The organism is Tessaracoccus sp. ZS01, from assembly GCF_022342445.1.
Classification (GTDB): domain Bacteria; phylum Actinomycetota; class Actinomycetes; order Propionibacteriales; family Propionibacteriaceae; genus Arachnia.
Map to the genome: position 1 here is coordinate 87,289 of NZ_PQFE01000009.1, position 21,172 is coordinate 108,460.

At 70.2% G+C, this 21,172-nt stretch carries 11 protein-coding genes; 5 read left to right on the forward strand and 6 right to left on the reverse strand.

What is annotated here, in order from left to right; genetic code table 11:
* Genes murJ through C3E87_RS09865 form a run of 3 tightly spaced genes read right to left on the reverse strand, consistent with a single transcriptional unit; the run spans position 1 to position 6,501 of the window.
* Complete coding sequence (gene murJ, locus C3E87_RS09855; RefSeq protein ID WP_143570981.1) at positions 1–3,642, reverse strand: murein biosynthesis integral membrane protein MurJ; 3,642 nt, start codon at positions 3,640–3,642, stop codon at positions 1–3.
* Positions 3,639–5,549, reverse strand: coding sequence for a DUF6049 family protein (locus C3E87_RS09860; protein WP_076062194.1), 1,911 nt, complete (start codon positions 5,547–5,549; stop codon positions 3,639–3,641). The genes murJ and C3E87_RS09860 overlap by 4 nt, the downstream gene beginning before the upstream one ends.
* 7 nt (positions 5,550–5,556) lie before the next feature.
* Complete coding sequence (locus C3E87_RS09865; RefSeq protein ID WP_076062197.1) at positions 5,557–6,501, reverse strand: 1-phosphofructokinase family hexose kinase; 945 nt, start codon at positions 6,499–6,501, stop codon at positions 5,557–5,559.
* A 105-nt stretch (positions 6,502–6,606) separates the two neighbouring features.
* Between C3E87_RS09865 and C3E87_RS09870 the strand changes: the two genes are divergently transcribed.
* A complete protein-coding gene (locus C3E87_RS09870; RefSeq protein WP_076062200.1) occupies positions 6,607–8,418 on the forward strand; it encodes an ABC transporter ATP-binding protein in 1,812 nt (603 codons plus the stop codon).
* A gap of 20 nt (positions 8,419–8,438) precedes the next feature.
* Here the strand turns inward: C3E87_RS09870 and C3E87_RS09875 are convergent, their stop codons facing one another.
* A complete protein-coding gene (locus tag C3E87_RS09875) occupies positions 8,439–9,125 on the reverse strand; it encodes a Crp/Fnr family transcriptional regulator (protein WP_076062203.1) in 687 nt (228 codons plus the stop codon).
* 119 nt (positions 9,126–9,244) lie between these two features.
* Here C3E87_RS09875 and C3E87_RS09880 point away from each other — a divergent pair, with 119 nt between their 5' ends.
* The 4 genes from C3E87_RS09880 (at position 9,245) to C3E87_RS09895 (ending at position 14,242) form a co-directional block, all read left to right on the forward strand.
* Positions 9,245–9,478 (forward strand): heavy-metal-associated domain-containing protein, encoded by a 234-nt coding sequence (locus C3E87_RS09880; protein WP_076062205.1) that lies wholly within the window; start codon positions 9,245–9,247, stop codon positions 9,476–9,478.
* Positions 9,479–9,492: 14 nt separating this feature from the next.
* Complete coding sequence (locus C3E87_RS09885; protein WP_076062208.1) at positions 9,493–11,409, forward strand: cation-translocating P-type ATPase; 1,917 nt, start codon at positions 9,493–9,495, stop codon at positions 11,407–11,409.
* A 112-nt stretch (positions 11,410–11,521) separates the two neighbouring features.
* Positions 11,522–12,145 (forward strand): hypothetical protein, encoded by a 624-nt coding sequence (locus C3E87_RS09890; RefSeq protein WP_076062210.1) that lies wholly within the window; start codon positions 11,522–11,524, stop codon positions 12,143–12,145.
* A 60-nt stretch (positions 12,146–12,205) separates the two neighbouring features.
* A complete protein-coding gene (locus C3E87_RS09895; RefSeq protein ID WP_083665549.1) occupies positions 12,206–14,242 on the forward strand; it encodes an MDR family MFS transporter in 2,037 nt (678 codons plus the stop codon).
* 47 nt (positions 14,243–14,289) lie between these two features.
* Here the strand turns inward: C3E87_RS09895 and C3E87_RS09900 are convergent, their stop codons facing one another.
* Together C3E87_RS09900 and C3E87_RS09905 are read right to left on the reverse strand one after the other, a co-directional pair.
* Positions 14,290–15,360: an FAD-dependent oxidoreductase gene (locus tag C3E87_RS09900; RefSeq protein WP_076062213.1), complete on the reverse strand. Its 1,071-nt coding sequence runs from the start codon at positions 15,358–15,360 to the stop codon at positions 14,290–14,292.
* A 175-nt stretch (positions 15,361–15,535) separates the two neighbouring features.
* Entirely contained in the window at positions 15,536–21,055 is a 5,520-nt protein-coding gene (locus C3E87_RS09905; RefSeq protein WP_076062216.1) for a carboxyl transferase domain-containing protein, read from the reverse strand.
* Between the last annotated feature and the right edge of the window lie 117 nt (positions 21,056–21,172).

Here is a 21,172-nt window from a genome sequence, read left to right on the forward strand (position 1 = left end):
TTACTTCAGCGTGACCTCGGCTACCTCAGCGCGGAACCCGCCCTCGACGGCCGGCAATTCAGTGAAGTACACCAGCACCCACTGGCTCTCCACAGGCTCCGTGAGGGTGATGGTGGCCGTGCCGGTGGCGGCTGGGTCTGCCCCGACGATCTCCCAGTCGGCCTCGGTGCGCATCGATGGGGTCTCGCCCTTCGGCACCCGGATCTCCACCGAGGTGGCGCCCACCAGCGTCAACGACACGCTGCTCACCGTGCGCGGCTCGCCCAGGTCCAGCAGCAGGCCCACGCCGGGCTTCAGCCCGCCGAGTTTGGGGTTGCGGAGGTAGCGCATGGTCTGCCAGGTGGTGGCCGGGTCCCCGTCGACGACATTGGCGGCCCGGTCTGGCACTTCCTCGTTGTTGCCGCCGTCGGTCTCCGGGTCGAAGTCGGTCACCTCTGCCACGGTGATGGGCCCCGACGCGACGGTGCTCTCGCCGTTGCCGGGTGTCGTCTCGCCTGGCGAGACCGGAATGGCGCTGGTCCCGCCGGGGGTGGTGGGGTTGGCCGGCTGCGGATCGTTGCCGCCGAAGAGGCTGAAGACCAGTGCGATGGCGAGCCCGATGACGGCCAGCGCCAGCAGGATCCACCAGAGGCGACCGTTGCGGCTGGGGCGTGCGCCCTCCCTGACGGGCGCCTCGTCCTGGCGCGACTCCCGGCCGAAGCCGAAGAGCGAGTCGTCGTCCGCGGCAGGGAGCGTCACGGTGGGGGGCGCGGCCACAGCGTCGTCGGAGCGGCGGATGACCTCCGTCTCGCGGAACAGGGCGGGGCGGGGCGGAACGTCGTCGAGGCCGTGCCACGAGCGCACCCGCTGCTCCAGGTCCAGGGAGGCATCCGCGGTGCCGAGCACCTCGTCGAGGGCGGCGACGAGCTGCGAGGCGCTGAGGATGCGCGGGACGCTCAGGTCGCCGCGCTCCGTGAGCGTGGCCGAGCAGATCCGGTCGAGGGCGGGCGAGATGCCCACCTGCACCGTGTGGGCGGGTGCGGTCTCGCCGGCGATGATGGGGGCCGCCGGCAGGTCCCAGGCGGCGCCGCCAGGCCAGTGGCGCACCAGGGTGGCGTACAGCAGGCTGCCGAGGGCGACGACGTCGGCCCGTTCCCGGGTGGACCAGGCCGTGTCCTCCGCGTCGCCGCGGGCCAGCGTGGCCTCGATCCCGAAGCCCACCAGCCGCACGGCGCCGGAGGTGGTGATGATGACGTTGTCCGGGGTGATCTGCTCATGGAACAGGCCCTGCGCGTGCACGCCGACCAGCGCATCTGCCAGTTCGCGCACGATGTAGGCGGCCTCGATGGCGCTCAGCGGACCCTTCGATAGCAGGTCCGTCAGCGAGCGCCCGAAGGCGTACTCGGCCACCACGTACGCGCCGATGCCCTGGTCGCGGTCCACCGTCTCGTCCGCGTCCAGCACCCGCAGGAAGCGCGAATCGGTGGCGGCTGCACCCTTGCGCGCGGCCCGGAGCAACTCGGGGCTGCGGGGGTCGCCGGGGGCGAGCACGTGCACGACGACATCGCGCGACAGCACCTGGTCGTGCGCCCGCCACGTCTCCGCGCCATGCCGCTCGGCGAGTTGTTCGACGAGTTCGTAGCGCGTGTTGAGCAGCGTGCCGACGCTGGCGATCTGCCCCTTCTGCTCCTCGCGGAAGAGACCCTCCAGGTCCAGCGGACCGGTGGGGTCGTCGTCGATGTCGGGTTCGGGATGACGGTCCATGGCGATGTCCTCAACTTCAGCTCCGGCGGCGACCTCGTTGTCGACGGGCCAGGCGGGGTGGGCATCGAACGTGCGCTGCACGATCGGGGGACGGTTACGGATGACGGTGGGCGGCCCCGAGTCGAAGTCGAGCGGGCCGGTGATGGCGGTCATGACGAGCGCCTCGTCGTCGCGGTCGGCGCTGTCATCACGGTCGCCGTGCGGCGCGTCCGTGGCGGGCTGGGCCCCCGGCGTGGCTGGGCCGCGGCGGCCGAAGCGGCTGCTCAGCAGGGTGGAGAGGCTGGTCAGCTCGCGCACCTTCAGCAGCTTGCCGATGCCGACGAAGCTGCCGAGGATCAGCAGCCCGCCCAGCGCCAGCGCCACGACGTTGCCCAGGAACTGGGAATCGATCAGGCGGGTCAGCCAACCTGCAAGGAAGTAGGCCGGCACGCCGCCGACGGCCGAGGCCAGCAGCAGCCGGAGGATGTGCATCCCGATGGCCCCGCCGTCGATGCCCGGCACCCGCCGCTTCAACAGCCGCCAGGACACCAGCACTCCGGCCAGATAGGCGACCGAGTAGGCCAGCGCGAGCGCGGTGGCCACCCACGAGGACGGCTCGTCCATCCAGGCCTGCGCGGCTGAGACCAGGCCGATGGCGCCCACCATGTTCAGCCCCGCGATGAGGACCTGCACGAGGAACGGGGTGCGGGTGTCCTCCAGCGCGTAGAAGGTCCGCAGCGTCACGAACTGGACGGTGAACGGGATGAGCCCGAGAGCGAAGGCCATCAGGGCCCAGGCCACCAGGTCTGAGCTGGAGCGGCCGGCGCCCTGCCCGAACAGGATCCCGGTGGTGGGCTGGGCCAGCGCGAGGAACACGACGGCGGCCGGGACGATCACGATCAGCGCGAGCCGCACCGTCTTCATGAACTCCTGGCTGACGCCTTCCGTGTCGCCTGAGGCCGCCAGGCGGGAGGCGCTGGGCAGCATGGCGGTGGCCAGCGACACCGTGATCAGCGAGTGGGGGAGGATCCACAGGAGATGCGCGTTGGCGTAGGCGACGACGCCGGCGCCCTCGCCGGTGGCCGTGGCCGAGGTGGCGAGGCGTTGCACGACGACCAGCGCGAGCTGGTTCACGGCCACGAAGCCGATGGTCCACTTCGTGAGCGAGAAGGTGTGGCCGAGGCCGGTGCCCTTGAGGTCGAAGCGTGGCCTCAGCTTGAAGCCCACCTTCCTGACGTACGGCAGCAGCACGAGGGTCTGCACGGCGATCCCCGCCGTCGACCCGATGCCCAGCAGGAGGATCTGCGGTGTGGTGAACGCCTGGCTGTGGTCCTGCTGGTTGCCCCAGACCACCAGGTAGGTGCTGAGCACGATGATCGCCACCACGTTGTTGGCGATGGGGGCCCACATCATGGGGCCGAACTTGTCGCGGGCGTTGAGGATCTGGCCCAGCAGGAAGAACGCGCCGTAGAAGAAGATCTGCGGCAGCGTCAGGAACATCAGCGCGATGAGGGAGCCGTACTGCGCCGCCAGACCGGGGTCACGCCAGGAGCCGGAGGTGTAGATCCCGGCGACGATCGGCGCCCCGATGGTGACCAGCACCGCGACGGCGGTGATGATCAGCATGAACGCCGTCATGATGCGGTTGGTGTAGGCCTCCCCGCCGTCCTCGTCCTTCTTGATGGCGCGCACGATCTGCGGCACGAGCACCGTGTTGAGGGCGCCGCCGGCGAAGAGGATGTAGAGCGAGTTGGGCACCATGTCCGCGAGGCCGTAGATGTCGGCCTGACGGGTGGCGGTACCGAGGATGAACGCGAGCAGGGCGACGCGGACGACGCCCAGGACGCGCGAGATCAGAGTCCCCGACGCCATCACCGCACTCGCGGAGACCAACCTCTTCGTACTGCTGACCTGACTCACTCGCTCCCCTTCGGCGGAAGGCCTTGATCCGCCCGCGCCCGTTCGCGGCGGACGGCGGCGATGCGCCACGCGGTGCCTCCCAGCACCACTGCACCCGATACGACGATGATGATCCAGCCGACGCGCCCAAGATCGGTGGCTGTGATTTCGATGGGCGGGCCCTCGGAGAGGAGCTGGCCCTCTGCGGTCACCAACCGGGGCCGCACCAGGGCGACTCCGTTGGCGGCGGCCTCCGGCGTGATCGTGATGGTGGCGGTGCCCCGTGCAGGCACCTCGACTGCCTTGACGCCCGGCACGCTGATGCGCTGCGGGGCGTCGGAACTGAACTCGACCCCGACGACGATGGGGATGTCCAGTTCGTTGCTGAGCGTGGCGGGGAACTCGTTGACCCGCGCCCCCATCACGTAGTTGGCGGCGGCCCGCAGCGTGACGCGGGAGAGGTCCACCTCCGCCGGCGACGCGGCGTTGAGGTAGTCGACGGCGGCCGCCTCCGTCGGGAACCCCTTCGAGTAGACAGTCGCCCCCACGGCGGCCAGGTCGTAGGCCTCCGCGCTGGGGGTGAGGTCCGCCATCAGCGAGGCGTTGCCGGTCTGCTCGTCCAGCGCCGCCACCAGTTTCTGGTAGGCCGCCGGCGTCTGGGCGTCGGCCCAGCGCAGCGGCTCCGCGGGGGTGGTGGTGGCGGGGACGTGCTCGCGGTAGGGCGCGAGCTCGTTGTCGATGGCGGCGGCCTCCGGGGTGTCGATCACGTACAACGGCGGGCGGGGCGCGAGCAGCTCGTCGGCGATTTTGCGGGCCAACTGCACGCCGGCCGGCAGGGCGGTGACCGCGCCCTGCGGGGCTGCGGTGAGCACGCGGGGCGGGCCGACGCTGGCGCCGGTGGCGTTGCGGATCACCACGGTGCTGAATTCGCCCAGTTTGCTGACCAGATCCGTGTTGGCGCCCTCGTCGAGGACGGCCACCGACGGCAGCTCGAGGAGGTCCTCGGGCGTGGCCTCGCGCGCCCAGGCCAGCACACGCGGCAGCTGGCCGGTCGCGTCGACGCGGACCAGATCCGGGTTGGCGAACGGGAGGCGCCACAGGCGACCGTCGTCGGCCAGGGCGTCGACCCGCTCGATCCAGCGCAGGGCCACCCCGTTGGCGGGTCGTGCCTCACCGGCGACGGTGTGCTCGGCGCTGAGCCACTGCACGGCCTGGTAGAGCGCCGGGTCCACGGCGCTGATGACGCCGGGTCGTTCGGCGGAGCTGAGGAGGGTCTCGAGGCGGCCACTGAGCTGCTCCGTGAGGGAGTCGTCGAGGAACGTGCCGTCCGGCAGCCACGACGGGGTGCCCGCCAACACCACGAGGGCGCTGGAGCCCACCGGCTGCTGCGTGGCGGGGGTGACGACCTGGGCGCGGCCGACCACCATGTTGTCCCCGTCGTCGGGGATGCCGCGCACCTGGACGCCCAGCAGGTAGACCGCGTCGTCGCGGCTGAGGGGGATCTGGGAGGGGGCCTCGGTGATGAGCTCGGCGACGGTGGCGCGGACGGTGAAGTTGGCGCGCTCGCCGGGGCCGAACGGCTCGTCGCGGGTCAGGATGTCGAGGTTTCCGGCGGCCTCTTCGAACAACCGGTTGCCGACGGGCAGGTTCGCGGTGATGGAGGTCAGCTCGTCGGTGGTGAGGATGGGCACCGGGGCGCGCCAGAAGTGCACGTTGACGTAGCGGATGGGGGTGGTGGAGACGTTCGTCAGCCGCCCCTGGATCTCGACGACCTGCTCGGGGTTGTCCAGATTGAGCGTGGGGGTGGAGATGGAGGTGATCTCCACATCGAGGTATTCGGAGGCTGCGTTCGCCGTCGACGGGGTGCCGACGAGGCCCATCGCCAACAGCATCGCTGCCAGCAGGGCACGCAGCAACCGACCGACCATCACCGTCTCATGGTAGACGGGCCGCGGGAAGATTGAGTTGCGCGCGCTCCCGGAGGGCGGATCCGGCGCGGCCCTCGACGTGCGCGGCGGCGGCCGCCAGGGCGTGCCGCAGCCACTGCGTCGGCTCATCCGAGGCGAGCCGGCCCCAGGCGAGGCCGGCCACGAAGGAGTCGCCTGCCATCACAGATTGGATGGGTCGCTCGACGGGCAGCGAGCCGTACTCCGCGGCAGCGTGCGGGTCCGGGACATAGGCCACCCCGCGCGCCCCCAGCGACACCATCGGTAACCGAACCCCCGCGCGGCGGAGGACCTCCAGCGCGACGGCGACCCGGTCCTCCTGCGGTGCGGCCGCGACCTCCGGGATGGCCAGGATTTCGTCGTCGTTGGGCTTGAACGCCAGCACTCCCGGCACGTCGAGAGCGGCCACGAGGGCGTCCTTCTGCGCATCGACCACCACCTCCGCGCCGCGTTCCAGCACCGCGCGGGCCACGTCTGCCCACGTGGTGACGGGCAGGCCGGTGGGGGTGGATCCGTTGAGGGTGACGATGTCGCCCGGCTGCACTTCCGCCAGCAGGGCGTCGACGAGGGGGCGCACGTCGGCCGGTCCGGAGAGGGTGAAGCCCTGCGCGACGAAGTGCGCCGCCACCTTCTCGCCCGCGGCGTCGATGAGGGTGAGGTTGTGCCTGGTCGCGCCCGGCACGGTGACGAGCCGGTGCGCGATCCCCTCCGCCGTGAGCCAGCCCGAGTAGTCCTTCTCGTCATCGGCCCCGACGAGGGCGTAGGCGACCGTCGGCACGCCCAACGCGACGGCGGCCCGGGCGCAGCTGATGCCCTTCCCTGAACAGACGCTCCGGAAGGCGTGCATGGGGGAGACGCCGCCCCAGACGGGGTCGCCGACGGTGAAGTAGTCGTCGTAGCCCGTGTTGAGGGTGACAGTGCGCAGAGTCCGCATGCCCTCAACCTACTCACGCCACCATGTCGGCGTCGCAGGATTGCCTGCGTCGCTGTCAGGCCGGCGCCGGGGCAGGGCAGCTGTCGGTCGTCGTAGAGTTCAGTTGTGCGCAGCATCATTCGGATCATGGCTACGGCCAGGGAATTGTGGCCCCTCTACGTCAGTATCGTCCTGGGGGCCATCCTGGTGTCGGCCACCGCGCTGCTCACGCCGTTCGTGATCGGCCGGGCCACCGACACCGTCGTCAGTATCGCCTCGGGCGACGGCGGCAACTGGACGGACCTCATCTGGTACGCCGTCGTGTTGCTGGTGATCGCGCTGGCCAACTCGCTGCTGACCAACATCGCCGGCTACTTCGGCGACCAGATGTCGGTGAAGCTGCGCGCCATCCTGTCGGGTCGCTACTTCCACAAGCTCCTGCGGCTGCCGCAGCGCTACTACGACAACGAACTGACCGGCAAGATCGTCAGCCGGCTGAACCGGTCCATCACCTCGATCACCGACTTCCTGCAGACCTTCGCCAACAGCTTCTTCCCCACCGTCGTCACCTTGCTCGCAGTGCTGGTCATCACGGCGTTCTACTCGCCGTGGCTGTCGCTGCTGCTGATCATCATCTACCCGACGTTCGTGTGGCTGACCGCCATCACCTCGCGGCGGTGGATGGTGTGGGAGAAGCAGAAGAACGACCACTACGACATCGCCGGCGGCCGCTTCGCCGAGGTCATCGGCCAGATGCGCGTGGTCAAGTCCTTCGTCGCGGAGAAGCGCGAACTCAAGGGGTTCAACGAGCACTACGACAACACGCTGACCCTCACCAGGTCGCAGTCCGCATTCTGGCACCGGATGGACTTCTGGCGCCGGGCCGCCCTCGACCTGGTGTTCTTCGGCGTCTACGCCATCATCTTCGTCCAGGCTGCCCGCGGCGACTACACCGTCGGCGCGATGGTGCTGCTCATCCAGCTCACCGCCATGGCCCGCCAGCCCGTCACCTCCATGAGCTACTGGGTGGACCTCACCCAGCGCGCCGTGGTGGGTAGCGAGGAGTACTTCAACGTGATGGCGGAGATCGATGAGCCCAACAACGCTCTGGAGTCTGAGCCCACCGCGGAGGTGAAGTGGACCGACGACGACCCTGTCATCGCGTTCGACGACGTCGACTTCGGCTACGACGACGGTGACGGCGGCAGCGACAACCTGGTGCTGCGCGGCATCGACCTGGCCGTCAACCGCGGGGAACGCGTGGCCTTCGTCGGCGAATCCGGTGGGGGCAAGACCACGCTGGTCAACCTCATCATGAAGCTGTACCCGGCCACCCGGGGCGAGATCCGGGTGCATGGCCAGTCCGTCCGCGACGTGCCGACGGTGGCGCTGCGCAAGGCGATCGGCGTCGTGTTCCAGGACGCGAACCTGTTCAGCGGCACCATCCGCGAGAACATGGAGTACGGCCGCCCGGGGGCGACCGACGAGGAACTCACCGTCGCGGCGCAGCGGGCCAACGCCTTGGACTTCATCTCCCGCCTGCCCAACGGTTTCGACACCGAGATCGGCGAGCGGGGTATCAAGCTGTCCGGCGGCCAGAAGCAGCGGCTGTCCGTGGCGCGGGCGCTGCTGAAGGACGCGCCCATCCTGATCCTCGACGAGGCCACCAGCTCGCTCGACACCAAGGCCGAGCGGGCCGTCCAGGCCGGGCTCGAGGAACTGATGGTGGGCAGGACGACGCTGATCATCGCGCACCGCCTCTCCACCATCGCCTCGGTGGACCGCATCGTGACGCTCCGCGAGGGTCGCATCGACGAGGTGGGCTCTCCCGCCGAGCTGGCGCGCTCCGGAGGCATCTACGCCGAACTCCTGGCGCTGCAGGGCTCGGAGAACAAGGCGGACAAGGCACGCCTGCTCGCGTACGAGATCACGCAGTAAACGCACCGGCGACTTCTGACTCAGCCCGTGGCGCCGGACCTGTCCAGCAGCGCGTCGATGTCGCGGATCACGATGCCCCGGCGGCCGTGGAGGCCGAGCACGCCGTCGTCGACGAGCTTGCGCAACTGGCGGCTGAGCGTCTCGGGAGTGGTGCCCAGGTGCGAGGCCACGTCCTTCTTGGCCATCGGCAGTTCCACCTCTGCCCCCTCCGGAGTGGAGGTGGAGGGTAGATCCAGCAGGTAGCTGGCCAGGCGCGCGCCGACGTCGGTGCCGCTCATGGCGGCCAGCATGCGCTCGGCGTTGGCCAGCCGCTCTGACTGGACCTGCAACATCCGCACGGCGATGCCGGGATAGCGGGCCACCAGGGCGGCGAGGTCGTCGTGGTCGAAGGTGCACATCGACGTCTCGGTGTCGGCGTAGGCGTAGTGGGTGGGGCGACGGCCCAGGACGAAGGCGTCCTCCCCGAGCACGTCCCCCACGCTGAGCACCCGCACGACGTGTTCGCGGCCGCCCTCGGACAGGTGCACCACCCGGACCCGGCCGGAATGCACCACGAAGAGGCGGCGGCTGCGGTCACCGGAGGCCACCACCTGGTCGCCGGCGTCGAAGTGCAGCGGACGGGCGAACCCCGCCACCTCCAACTGCTGGGTGTGGTCCAGGCCCTTGAAGATCGGCACGAGGGAAACGCAGGTATCTCCGGTTGACATAGCTCAAGTATGCACCCGCCTGCTCGGTTGGCGCTTGACGCCGATCAAGGAACCGGTGGCGGTTCCGGCGTAGCTTCAACTCATCGGCAACAACGCCGGAATGAAGAGAAGGAACCGACATGACCACGCAGACCACCACCCACACCATCCTCCGCGCCGAGGGCTTCAGCTGCCCCTCCTGCGTCGCCAAGATCGAGAAGGCCGTCGGCCAGCTCCCCGGCGTCGCCCTCGTCAAGGTTCACTTCGCCTCCTCGCGGATCGAGGTCGACCACGACGACCAGGCCACCAGCGTCGACGACCTGGTCGCCGCCGTCGCCAAGGTCGGCTACACCGCCCGCCCGTCGGCTTTCTGAGGGGTCAGGTAGCCATGCATGCCCGTCTTCATCGCTGGGCGATCCCCGCCGTTTCCGGCGCCCTGATCGTCGTCGCACTGGTCCTCGGCCAGGTCGCTCCGTCCGTCGGCGAGTACTTCATGCTCGCCGCGGCGGTGGTGGCCGGCGCCCCCGTCGTCAAGAAGGCCTGGCTCGCCCTGCGGGTCAAGGTCATCGGCATCGACCTGCTGGTGGCCGTCGCGTCCATCGGCGCGATCGCCATCGCCAACTACTGGGAGGCCGCAGCCGTCACGTTCCTCTTCGCGTTGGGTCACGCCCTCGAGAACGCCACCCTCGCCAAGACCCGCTCCGCGCTGGCCGAACTCGTCGCGCTGGCGCCGACCACCGCCACGGTGATCCGCGACGGCGAGCAGGTCGAGGTGCCCGCCCACACCGTCGGCATGGGTGAAACGGTCGTCGTCAAGAACGGTGGTCGCGTGCCCGTCGACGCCGACGTGGTCAGCGGCCAGGCCGCCGTCGACGAGGCCGCCATCACCGGCGAGTCCATCCCGGTCGAGAAGTCGGCTGGCTCAGAGGTGTACGCAGGCACCATCGTCGCCGACGGCTTCCTGACGCTCAGCGCTACCGGTGTCGGTGCCGACACCACGTTGGCCCGCATCGTCCACCGGGTGGAGGAGGCCCAGGACGCCAAGGCCCGTACCCAGCAGTTCATGGAGCGCTTCTCCAAGTGGTACACCCCCGGCATCATCGCGCTGGCCGTCGTCGTGGGCCTCCTCACGATGGACCTCGAACTGGCGCTCACCCTGCTCGTCATCGGCTGCCCCGGCGCGCTGGTGATCTCCGTGCCCGTCGCCCTCGTGGCCGGCATCGGCCGCGCCGCCCGCGACGGCATCCTCATCAAGGGCGGCGAGTTCCTCGAGACCGCGGCCAAGATCGACGTGGTGGCGCTGGACAAGACCGGCACCATCACGCGCGGCGAACCCCGGCTCACCGACATCCGTAGCCGGACCCTCAGCGACGACGAGGTCCTCCGCTGGGCCGCCCAGGCCGAGGCGGGCTCCGAGCATCCCCTCGCCGTGCCCGTCCTCGACGAGGCCCGCGAGCGCGGCATCACCGTCCCTGCCGTCCCGGAGCACGTCCGCTCCGTGCCCGGCCACGGCGTGGTCGCGATGGTCGAGGGCCGCGAGGTCGCCGTCGGCAACCTGGCGCTCATGGAGGAGATCGGCGCGGAGTTGAGCTTCGCCCGGTCTGTCGTCGAGGAGTTGTCGTCAGCGGGCCAGACGCCGCTGGTCGTCGCTCTGGACGGCACCGTGATCGGGGCGCTCGGGGTCGCCGACACCGTCCGCGAGGAGGCCGCCGAACTCGTCGCCTCCCTCCACGCCGCAGGCGTCAAGCGCGTCCTGATGCTCACCGGCGACAACCAGCGGGTCGCCGACTCCGTCGCCGCCCAGGTGGGGATCGACGACGCCCGCGCGTCGCTGCTGCCCGAGGACAAGCTGGAGGTCATCCGCAAGCTCCAGGCCGAGGGCCACACCGTGGCCATGGTGGGCGACGGCGTCAACGACGCCCCCGCGCTCGCGCTGGCCGACGTCGGTATCGCGATGGGCGCCGCCGGCTCGCCGGTGGCCGTGGAGACCGCCGACATCGCGCTGATGACCAGCCGCCTCAGCCGCATCCCGGACGCGATCTCGCTGGCCAAGCGCGCGGCCGGCGTCATGCGGGCCAACATCGTCATCGCCCTGATCACCGTGGGCACCCTGCTGGCCGGCGTCCTGTTCGGTGGCGTCACCATGGCGATCGGCATGCTCGTCCATGAGGCGTCCGTGCTGGTGGTCATCATCAACGCGATGCGCCTCCTGCGCCGCAGGAGCAGCGCCTCGCAGCCCCGGCTGCGCACCGGGTCGGGCGGCACCCAGCGCACCGCTGAGCGGAAGCCTGAGCTGGTCCGCTGAACCTGCCCCATCGAACCTGTGCGGCGTCCTGCCGCACAGGTTCGATCTGCTTCTCCCCGAGCGGCCCACGCGTCGATAGCATCGATCGGCAACAGAGCTGAAGGGGATCCGCATGCCGTGGTTGGAGATCGTCGGGTGGCTGGGCTCGATCCTGGTGGTGTGGTCGCTGACGCTGGGCAGCGTGCTCCGGTTCCGCTGGATGAACCTCACCGGGTCCGTCATCGCTGCCGTCTACAACGGGATCATCGAGGTGTGGCCGTTCATGGCGATGAACGCCGTCATCGTGCTGATCAACATCTACTGGCTGAGCCGCCTCTACCGCGAGCGGCACGACGCCGCCGTCTACGAGGTGGTCCCGGTCAGCCCGGACGACGCGTACCTGGCGCGGGTGCTCAGCGTGCACGCCGACGACATGGCCGCCACCCATAAGGGCTTCAGGCCCGAGCTGCTCGGCTCTGGGGGCCGCCACGCCTGGCTGGTGGTGCGCGGCGACGAGACCGTCGGCGTCACCGTGGTGCGTGACGACGGCAACGGTGAGGGTGTCGTCGAACTGGACTGGGTCAGCCCCCGCTTCCGCGACTTCACCCCCGGGGAGTTCGTCCACCGGCGCTCCGGGATCTTCGAGGACCTGGGCCTGGAACGGGTCGTGGTGGAGCGGCCGGACAAGCACCTGCGCGAGTACCTCAGCCGGGTGGGCTTCGCGCCCGACGGCGACCGCTGGGTGCGCACCGTGTGACACCGTTGCGCCACGCAACGATTTTCGGAGTCGAGTGGGCCAGGCGTACATTGAGCGGTTGTGACCAAACAGCCAGCCACCTTTGAATTCGCGACCATCCGGTGGGCGTATTTCGGTCTCGTGATCGGTATGTTCAGCGCCTCGATCTCGCAGACGATCGTCGGCCCCGCCATCCCGCGCATCGTCGCAGACCTCGGCGGCCTCGCCTGGTATTCGTGGCTCTCCACGATCGTGATGCTCGTCAGCGCCGTGGTCACCCCCATCTCGGGCAAGCTGTCCGACATCTTCGGCCGCCGTCGCTTCTACATCATCGGCCTGCTGCTGTTCATGCTCGGTTCCGTGCTCTCCGGCATGGCGTTCAGTTTCTGGTTCCTCATCGTCGCCCGCACCGTCCAGGGCATCGGCATGGGCATCCTCATGCCGCTGTCGCAGACCATCCTCGGCGTGCTGATCCCGCCGCGGCAGCGGGGCAAGTACCAGGGCTACATGGGCGCGGTCATGGGCGCCTCGCAGGTGGCCGGCCCGCTGCTGGGCGGCTGGATCACCGACGTGTCGAGCTGGCGGTGGCTGTTCTACATCTCGATGCCCGTGGGCCTGCTCGCGCTGCTGATCATCCTGCGGCACCTGCACATCCCCGAGGAATACGTGCGCGGAAAGATCGACCACGCGGGTATCTCCACCATGACCATCGGTGTGTCGGCGGCGCTGCTGGGCATCAGCCTGGGCGGGCAGAACGGCTGGGCCGAGCCGCAGGTCATCGTGCTGCTGTTGGTCGGTGTCGTCTTCAGCGTCGCCTTCGTCTGGGTGGAGCACCGGGCCGACGAACCCATCGTGCCGATGCACCTGTTCCGCAACAAGATCTTCACGTTCTCCACGGTGGGCGCGTTCTTCATGAACATGGCCATGATGGCGGTGCTGATCTACGTCCCCGTCTATGCCCAGGGCGTGCTGCAGGTCTCCGCCACGGAATCCGGCCTCATCCTGATCCCGATGAACGTGGTGCTGTTCGCCATGGGCATCGTCGTGGGGCAGCTCACCAGCCGCACCGGTCGCTACAAGGAGTTCGCCGTCGCCGGCGCCGTGGTGCAGGTGATCGGAGCGCTGTTGATGTTGCGGCTGGGGGAGGATTCCAGCCGCCTGGAACTGGTGGCCTCCACCGCGGTGCTGGGCTTCGGCTACGGCATGGCGTTCCAGATCTACGTGCTCGCGGTGCAGAACGCGGTGCAGCGACGCGACCTGGGGGTGGCCACCTCCGCCCTCCAGTTCTTCCGCAACATCGGCAACACGCTGGGCACGGCCATCGCCGGCACCATCATGACCACCCACCTCATGAGCGGCATCGAGCAGCGCCTGACCCCCGAGCTGGCGGCGCAGGTGCCCACCGGCGGCCTCAACCCCAACGCGGTGCTGCATCCCGTTGACCTGCTCTACCTGCCTGAACCGCTGGCCGACCTCCTCCGCTCTTCGCTGGGCGACGCCATGCAGGCGGTCTTCATCATCCTGCCCGTGCTCACGCTGCTGTCGCTGGTGGGAACGATGTTCATCAAGGCCGTGCCGCTGCGCGACACGCTCGCCCAGCCGGAGGAGCGTGGACGCGAACTGCTCGACGCCACCGCTATGTCGTCACCGGACCAGGAGCGCGTGCGGCTCACGCCCGAGGACTCCCACGCCCGGAGCAAGGAGCGCATCCTGGGCGCCCACCTCGTGCTGCTCGCGGAACAGGTGCGCGACGACAACCCCATCCTCCGCGACGCCGTGGCCGAGTTCGGCGGCGGCGACCTGGGCAGGGGCCTGCAGATGCTGCGCTCCACCGGCACGATGCTGCTGACCGAGGACCCGGACCTGATCGACGAGCACGAGGCGTTCGCCGTCGAGATGTCGAAGCGTGGCCGCAGGGAGCGGATGCTGAGCGAGCAGATGACGGCGCGCCTCGACGCCGTGGCCGAGTTGGTGGCCCACCGGCCGACGGGGGACGTGACACGCCCGCGGATCGACACCGCAGAGGGCATCGACGGCGCCGGGTTGCGTCGGGCCGTGATGATGCTCGACAGCGCGCTGGTGGCGGACATCGCCACCCGCCGCTGGGACCGACCGTGAGCAATTGGATGGGGTCACGGCGCGACACGCCGGGAAATGCGGCCTGATCAGGCGGCGACCCCATCCAATTGCTCACGGATGGTCAGCGCGGCGACCCGCCCCGCCCGGGTGGCGCCGATCGTCGAGGCCGAAGGGCCGTAACCCACGAAGTGGATCCGGCCGTCGACGGCCGACGTGGTGAAGGTGTGCGGATCCCGTGGCGCGAGCAGTTCGATGCCGCCCTCCGGGGAGCGCAGCCGCAGCGGCGCCAGGTGGCCGATGCTGGGCCGGAAGCCCGTGGCCCACAGCAGGACGTCGGCCGGCTGGAACGATCCGTCGGCGAAACGCACGCCGTCGGGCTCGATGCGGGTGAACATGGGCCGACGGGCGGCGTAGACGCCCATGGCGGCCGCCTTCTGCTCCTGCGGACGCAGCATCAGGCCCGTCACGCTGACCACGGACCTGGGCGGCAGACCCCGCTTGACGCGCTCCTCGACGAGCGCGACGGCCTCGCGCCCGGCGTCGGGATCGAACTCGGTGCTGCGCCACACGGGCGGGCGGCGGGTGACCCAGGTGAGGTCCGCCCGGCCCGCGAGCTCGCCGAGGAACTGCACGGCCGAGGCGCCGCCGCCGACGATGACGACCTTCTTGCCCGCCAGCGCGGCCGGCCCGGGGTAGCGGGAGGTGTGGAACTGCTCGCCGCGGAAGGTGTCGGCGCCGGGGTAGTACGGGATGAACGGCGTGTCCCACGTCCCAGTCGCGTTGATCAGCGACCGCGCCCGCCAGGTGCCGCGGGTGGTGCGGACCAGCAGGTCGCGGGTGCCGGGGTCCGACTCCACGCGGCTGACGCGCACCGGCCGCTGGACGGGCAGGTTGAAGCGCCGCTCGTAGTCAGCGAAGTATTCGGGCACCTCGACGTTGGCCCGGGCCGCGCCGTCCCAGGCGGGCGCGTCGGTGCCCGGGAGGTCGGCAACGCCGTGCACGTCGTGCATGGTGAGCGAGTCCCAGCGGTGCTGCCAGGCCCCGCCCGGCGCGGGGTTGGCGTCGAGCACGACGAAGTCGATGCCGAGGCGTTGCAGGTGGTGGGCCGCGGACAGCCCTGCCTGTCCGGCTCCGATCACGACGGTGTCGACGTTCATGTCAGGTACAACAATACTTGAACATTCAATATTCCGCGTCGGGGTGCGGGTCAAGGCCGAGTGAAGTTGTGCAGGAAGTCCGCTGCACAACTTCACTCTGCCTGAGCCTGGGCGTGAGCCGAATCTAGATCCAACGTCATCAGAGACCCCGAATCTAGATTCGGCGCGCGCAAGGTCAGCGGCCGGGCGCCTCGATCACCTCGAGGATCGCCGGGCGCAGCTCTGCCGGGGTGATCACGCGGTCCACAGAGCCCACCTCGACGGCGCGGTGGATGGAGTGCACGCCGTCGAACTCGCCCGCGATCTCGGAGATCTTCTCGGCCCGCACCGCGGCCCGGGCGTCGGCGAGTTCCAGCTGCAGCGGGGCCCGGTCCTGCGGCGCCGCCTCCTGCAGGCGGTTCTCGAGCTCCCGGACCCGGGCGTCGGCCGCCGTGCGCTTCGCGACGTCGCCCGCGAAGACGACCGCAGCTGCCGGGGCGCCGCCCAGCACCGAGGCGTAGGAGCCCTCGATCGCCAGCACGGTCATGTTCTCGTTGAGCTGCTTGGAGAACACCACGAACGCGCCGCCGTGGTAGCGCGAGATCACCACGAAGACGATGGGGCCGTCGAAGTTGACGATGGCCCGGCCGATCTCGGCGCCGTACTCGAGCTGCAGGTTGCGCATCGACTCCGGCGAGCCGTCGAAGCCGGACAGGTTCGCCAGCACCACCAGCGGACGGTTGCCCGACGCGGCGTTGATGGCGCGGGCCGCCTTCTTCGACGAACGCGGGAACAGCGTGCCGGCGGTGAAGGTGTCCGGGCCGTCGGTGGGCGGGAAGCCCGCGCGCGGGACCGGCTTGGACTCGATGCCCAGCACGCTCACCGAATGGCCGCCGATCCGGGCGTCCATGACGACGGCGGTCTCCGCGTCGGCCATGCCCGCCCAGCGCTCCACGCGCGGGTGGTCCTGGTCGCACACCGCGGCGATGACCGCGCGGATGTCGAACGGCTTCTTCCGGTCCGGGTTGTGCTCGCGGGAGAAGATCTGGCCCACCGTCGCGAAGTCTGAGCCGTCGCAGTGGTGCGGGAAGTCCGAGATGTCGCGGCTGCCCGGGTCAGTGGTCTCAGCCCGACGCGGCCCCGTCTCGCCCGGGGCCACGTAGGTGTGGTCGTAGTGCGACATCAGGATGCCCATGGCGGCGCCCAGGTTCGGCGCCCAGTACTGGGCCTGGCCGTTGGGGCCCATCACGCGGTCGTAGCCGCCGATGCCGAAGTTGTCCTCGGCGGAGACGCCACCGGAGAAGTCCAGCGACTGCTTGCCGGTGAGCACCATCGCCGAATCCGGCGTCATCACGAGGATGCCCTTGGTGTGCATCAGCATGGTGGCCTCAGCGTTCCAGTACGGCTGGGCGCCCACGTTGATCCCGGCGACCACGACGTTGATCTCGCCGCCCGCCTGCGTGAACTCCACGATCCGGCGCAGCGCGGCGGCCACCCAGTCCATGTTCTCGGTTCCGGATTCCATGGAGATCCGGGCGCCGGAGGACAGCGTGAACCACTCGACGGGGACGCGCATCTCCTCGGCCAGGTTGATGGCGGCGATGATGCGTGCGCACTCGGGCTCGGCCACGGCGCCCAGGCCCTTCGTCGGGTCGCCGGACAGCACGATGCGGGTCATGCCCTCCGGGTGCAGCGCGGTAAGGGTGGTGACGCGGGCGCAGATGATGCCGGCCTTGTTGCGGCCGGGCTCGCGGTCCACCTCCACCAGGCGACCGTCCGCGTCCAGATCCAGCTCGACGAGGGACCCGCCCTCGCCGGCGAGGCTGGCCGACAGTTCGTACGGGTACACCAGGCCACGACGGCGGGCGCGGAGCACCTTGCCCGCGTAGTCGTCGAGCGGCTTGAGCGGCTCGGACGGCGGTGCCGTCACCGACGTGGTGACCCCGGAGCCGGGCTTTGCGTGGAACCGGACGGCCAGGGGCCGCAACTCCTGGGTGCCCGCACCGTCGCGGGTGAGGAAGCGGGCGTGGCAGAGCACCTCTTCGATGCCGGCGCCGTCGGACAGGGGGGTGATCCGGTCCTGCAGGGGCTTGATGTCGTTGACGGTGAGGTCGACGGGCGGCCACACGTAGACCCACACGTGGTTCATGTCGAGCTTCGACCCCGCCGAGCCCCGCGCGGAGCGGGTGCGGCGGATCGCCTCGAGGCAGTTGGAGACCGCCCGCTCGGCGTGGGGGAGGCCGATGAGCTGGCCGGCGTCGTCGCGGACCACGCCCAGTTGGCGCACCTGGGCGATGGCCACCAGGCGGCGGTCGTCCGGGTTGGACTTGGCCACCGCTTCGTAGAGCAGCACGTCTTCGGGGGCGGGGAGCCGCGTCGTGTCGAACTCGCGGAGACGCCACAGGTCGAGGCGGCGACCGGTCATCGGGTGCAGGGCGCGGACGTTGGTGTTCTCGCGGAGGGTCCGCACGCCGTCGATGTCGTCGAAGGTGAACGCCCGGTACTCGACGGTGCCGTCGGCCAGGCAGACTCCCACCGCCACGCGCCGGGTGGCCGGGTCCCAGGCCCAGGTGTTGAGGAGCTCGGCCAGCTCGACGCCGATGCCTTCCTCGTCGGGCGTCTCCGGCCAGGCGACGTAGAGCTCGGCCACAGCGTCGTATCCCTCGGGGCGGGCCGCGAACTGCTCGTTGACCAGGCGCTCCAGGGCGCCGTCGGTCAGTTCGTCACGGGTGCCGACGGTGGTGACGAAGCGGCGGGGTCGGCCTTCGAGCAGGTAGTCGGCGATGACGACGGCGCGGCCGTCGACGGTGAAGCGGTGGATGTTGCTGAGATCGTAGTCCGCGTAGTACTTGTGCAGCAGCACCTCGAGCATGGGCTCGTGGGCGGGCACGCCCTGCGCGAGCCTGCTGGCGAGGTAGTTCGCCGTCCATTCGTGCACGCCGGCGAGCTTGGCGACGCGCTCCTCGTAGTCGACGGCCTGCGGGTTGGCGACTAGGGCCTCCAGCTCGGCGCCGAAGCCGGCCAGGATGGAGGCGCGCTCCGCGTCCACCTGCGGCTGGTCGAACCAGCGGAACCTGACCGAGCGGGCGATGTCGCCGATGACGGGGAAGCGCAGCTGGGTGGCGCGCAGGAGGCGCTCGAGGTCGGCGCGGGCCGAGGCCGCCCGGTCGGCGTCGGGGGCCGGCTCGTCGATCCAGCGGTCGAGGATGCCCAACACGATGGGGACGTCGGCGGCCTGACGCTTCTGCGCCAGGAAGACGCGGAACACGGCCTGCTCCAGTGCGGGGAGGCGGTCCAGGGAGTCGACGCCGTAGTGGCTGAGCACGCGGCCGAGGCGATTGATGAACTGGCCGGGGAGGCCGGCGCGCTCCGCGTCGAGGGTGGTGAGGTAGCGGTGGAAGTGTTCGCGGTCCGAGTGGACGCGCAGTTCCGTGTTGTCCTGTTCGCCGACGGGGCGGTTGCGCGACAGCTCGGCGAGGTCGGCGAACAGCGCGATGAGTTCGATCTCGCCGGGGAGAGTGTCGATGCCCTGCGCGCGGGCCTCGTCGCGGGCGGCCAGGTAGGCCTTGAGCGTCTTGGCGGCCGGGTCGACGTCGTAGCCCATGAGGACGGCCGAGAGTTCGGCGCGCAGCTGCGCCAGCCGCGTGGCCGCGTCGACTTCCTGCGCCTCGGGGAGGTCGACGGCGTTGGTCTCGTCGACGGCCACGCCGCCGTTGCCGTTGCCGAGGGGCTCCAGGCGCACCAGCGGCGCCATCGACTCCACCTGCGAGCCGGTCATCACGTGCAGCTCCTTCACCCGGGCCGCGAACGGGGCGGGGATGACGGTCTCCATCTTCATGGACTCGAGCACGACGACAGGGGCGCCGGCCTCCACCTCGCTGCCGACGGACACGGGGGTGGCGACCACCAGGGCCGGGGCGGGGGAGCGGAGCACGCCGCCCTCGTCGCGGGAGACGCGGTGGGTGACGCCGTCGACCTCGATCAGGTGCACGGGGCCGTGCGTGGCCGTCACCAGGCGGAAGCGCTCTCCGTTGACGGTGATGCGGCCGTGTACCTCGTCGAGCTTCTCGACGGCGACATCCGCGGTGTTGCCGTCCACGGTCACGCGGTAGCGGCCGGGGCCGGTGGCGTAGGCGGTCACGGAGTGGACGACGCCGCGCAGCTTCAGGTCGACGGTGAGGCCGGACTTGTGTTGCGTCTGGGGGCGGCCGCCGTGGGCGGTGGTGAGCAGTCGCTCGGTCTCGACGTGGACGTTGTCGTCGTAGCCCTCGATGGCCGCGGCCACCAGCGCGATGCCGGCGTGCTCGTCGGCGACGAGGCCACCCTCGGCGCGCACCCGGTCGATCCAGCCGGTGTCCGCCCACGCGACGGCGGCGGCGCGCCGGCCGGAGGCCTCGGCGCCCGTGACCTCGGGCTGGGCGAGGAGTTCCAGGATGAAGCTCTTGTTGGTGGCGCCACCCTCGATGACGACGGTGGTCTCTGCCATGGCGCGGCGCAGGCGACCCAGCGCTTCGGTGCGGGTGCGGCCGTAGGCGATGATCTTGGCGATCATGGAGTCGAAGTCGGCGGGGATGGAGTCGCCCTCGGCGACGCCGGTGTCGACGCGGATGCCGGGCCCGGCGGGGAGGTCCAGGCGGGTGATGAGGCCGGGCGAGGGCGCGAAGTCGCGGTCAGGGTCCTCGGCGTTGAGGCGGGCCTCCACGGCGTGGCCGAACTCGACGGGCTTGCCTTCGAGCTTGTCGCCGGCGGCGATGCGGATCTGGGCCTTGACCAGGTCGAAGTCGTTGGTCTCCTCGGTGATGGGGTGCTCCACCTGGAGGCGGGTGTTCACCTCGAGGAACGCGAACTGACGCTCGCCCGGGTGGTAGAGGAACTCGACGGTGCCGGCGCCCTTGTACCCCACCGCGAGCGCGAGGCGTTCGGCGGAGGCCTTGATCTCGTCGTTCTGCTCGGGCGTCAGCAGCGGCGAGGCGGACTCCTCGATGACCTTCTGGTTGCGGCGCTGCACCGTGCAGTCGCGCACGCCGACGGCCCAGGCGGTGTCGCCGTCGGAGATGAGCTGCACCTCGACGTGGCGGGCGCCGGTGACGAGCTTCTCGAGGAAGACGACGCCGGAGCCGAAGGCGCGCTGCGCCTCGTCGCGGGTGCGCTGGTAGGCGTCGGCGAGGTCTTCGGCGGAGTCGACGCGACGGATGCCGCGGCCGCCACCGCCGGCGGTCGCCTTGAGCATGAGGGGATAGCCGACGGCGTCTGCGGCGGCCAGCGCGTCGTCGAGGGTGTCGACCCCGCCGCGCGACCACGGCGCCACGGGGACGCCGACCTCTTCGGCGATCAACTTCGAGCCGATCTTGTCGCCGAGTTTGCGCATGGCGTCGCCCGAGGGGCCGATGAACGTGATGCCGAGGGACTCGACGAGGTCCGCGAAGGCGGGGTCCTCGGCGACGAAGCCCCAGCCCACCCACACCGCGTCGGCGCGGGCCTCGGTCAGCACGTGGCCGAGCAGGTCGTGGTTCAGGTAGGGGCGCTCCGACGCCGGTCCGAGCGGGTAGGCCTCGTCGGCCTCGCGGGCGAACATCGCCGAGCGCTCCGCGTCGGTGTAGAGCGCGACGGTGACGATGGGCTCCCGGTCCGGATGTTCCGCATTGAGATCGCGCACGGCGTGGATGAGCCGCATGGCGGCCTCTCCACGGTTGACGATGGCGATGCGTCGAAACATTCGAACCTCCTGGCACGACAACAGCCCCCTGTTGGGGGTTGGCGACAATCTGTCAGGTTAACGGCTCGTTTGGAAAACGACACGGCCATGTTGTCAGGGGATTTTCGGGCGCTCCAC

What these genes read in the sequence shown, in the direction of transcription:
- C3E87_RS09860 (WP_076062194.1), bottom strand. Translation starts at nt 5,549, where the DNA reads ATGGTCGGTCGGTTGCTGCGTGCCCTGCTGGCAGCGATGCTGTTGGCG.
- C3E87_RS09865 (WP_076062197.1), bottom strand. Translation starts at nt 6,501, where the DNA reads ATGCGGACTCTGCGCACTGTCACCCTCAACACGGGCTACGACGACTAC.
- C3E87_RS09875 (WP_076062203.1), bottom strand. Translation starts at nt 9,125, where the DNA reads ATGTCAACCGGAGATACCTGCGTTTCCCTCGTGCCGATCTTCAAGGGC.
- C3E87_RS09880 (WP_076062205.1), top strand. Translation starts at nt 9,245, where the DNA reads ATGACCACGCAGACCACCACCCACACCATCCTCCGCGCCGAGGGCTTC.
- C3E87_RS09885 (WP_076062208.1), top strand. Translation starts at nt 9,493, where the DNA reads ATGCATGCCCGTCTTCATCGCTGGGCGATCCCCGCCGTTTCCGGCGCC.
- C3E87_RS09890 (WP_076062210.1), top strand. Translation starts at nt 11,522, where the DNA reads ATGCCGTGGTTGGAGATCGTCGGGTGGCTGGGCTCGATCCTGGTGGTG.
- C3E87_RS09900 (WP_076062213.1), bottom strand. Translation starts at nt 15,360, where the DNA reads ATGAACGTCGACACCGTCGTGATCGGAGCCGGACAGGCAGGGCTGTCC.
- C3E87_RS09905 (WP_076062216.1), bottom strand. Translation starts at nt 21,055, where the DNA reads ATGTTTCGACGCATCGCCATCGTCAACCGTGGAGAGGCCGCCATGCGG.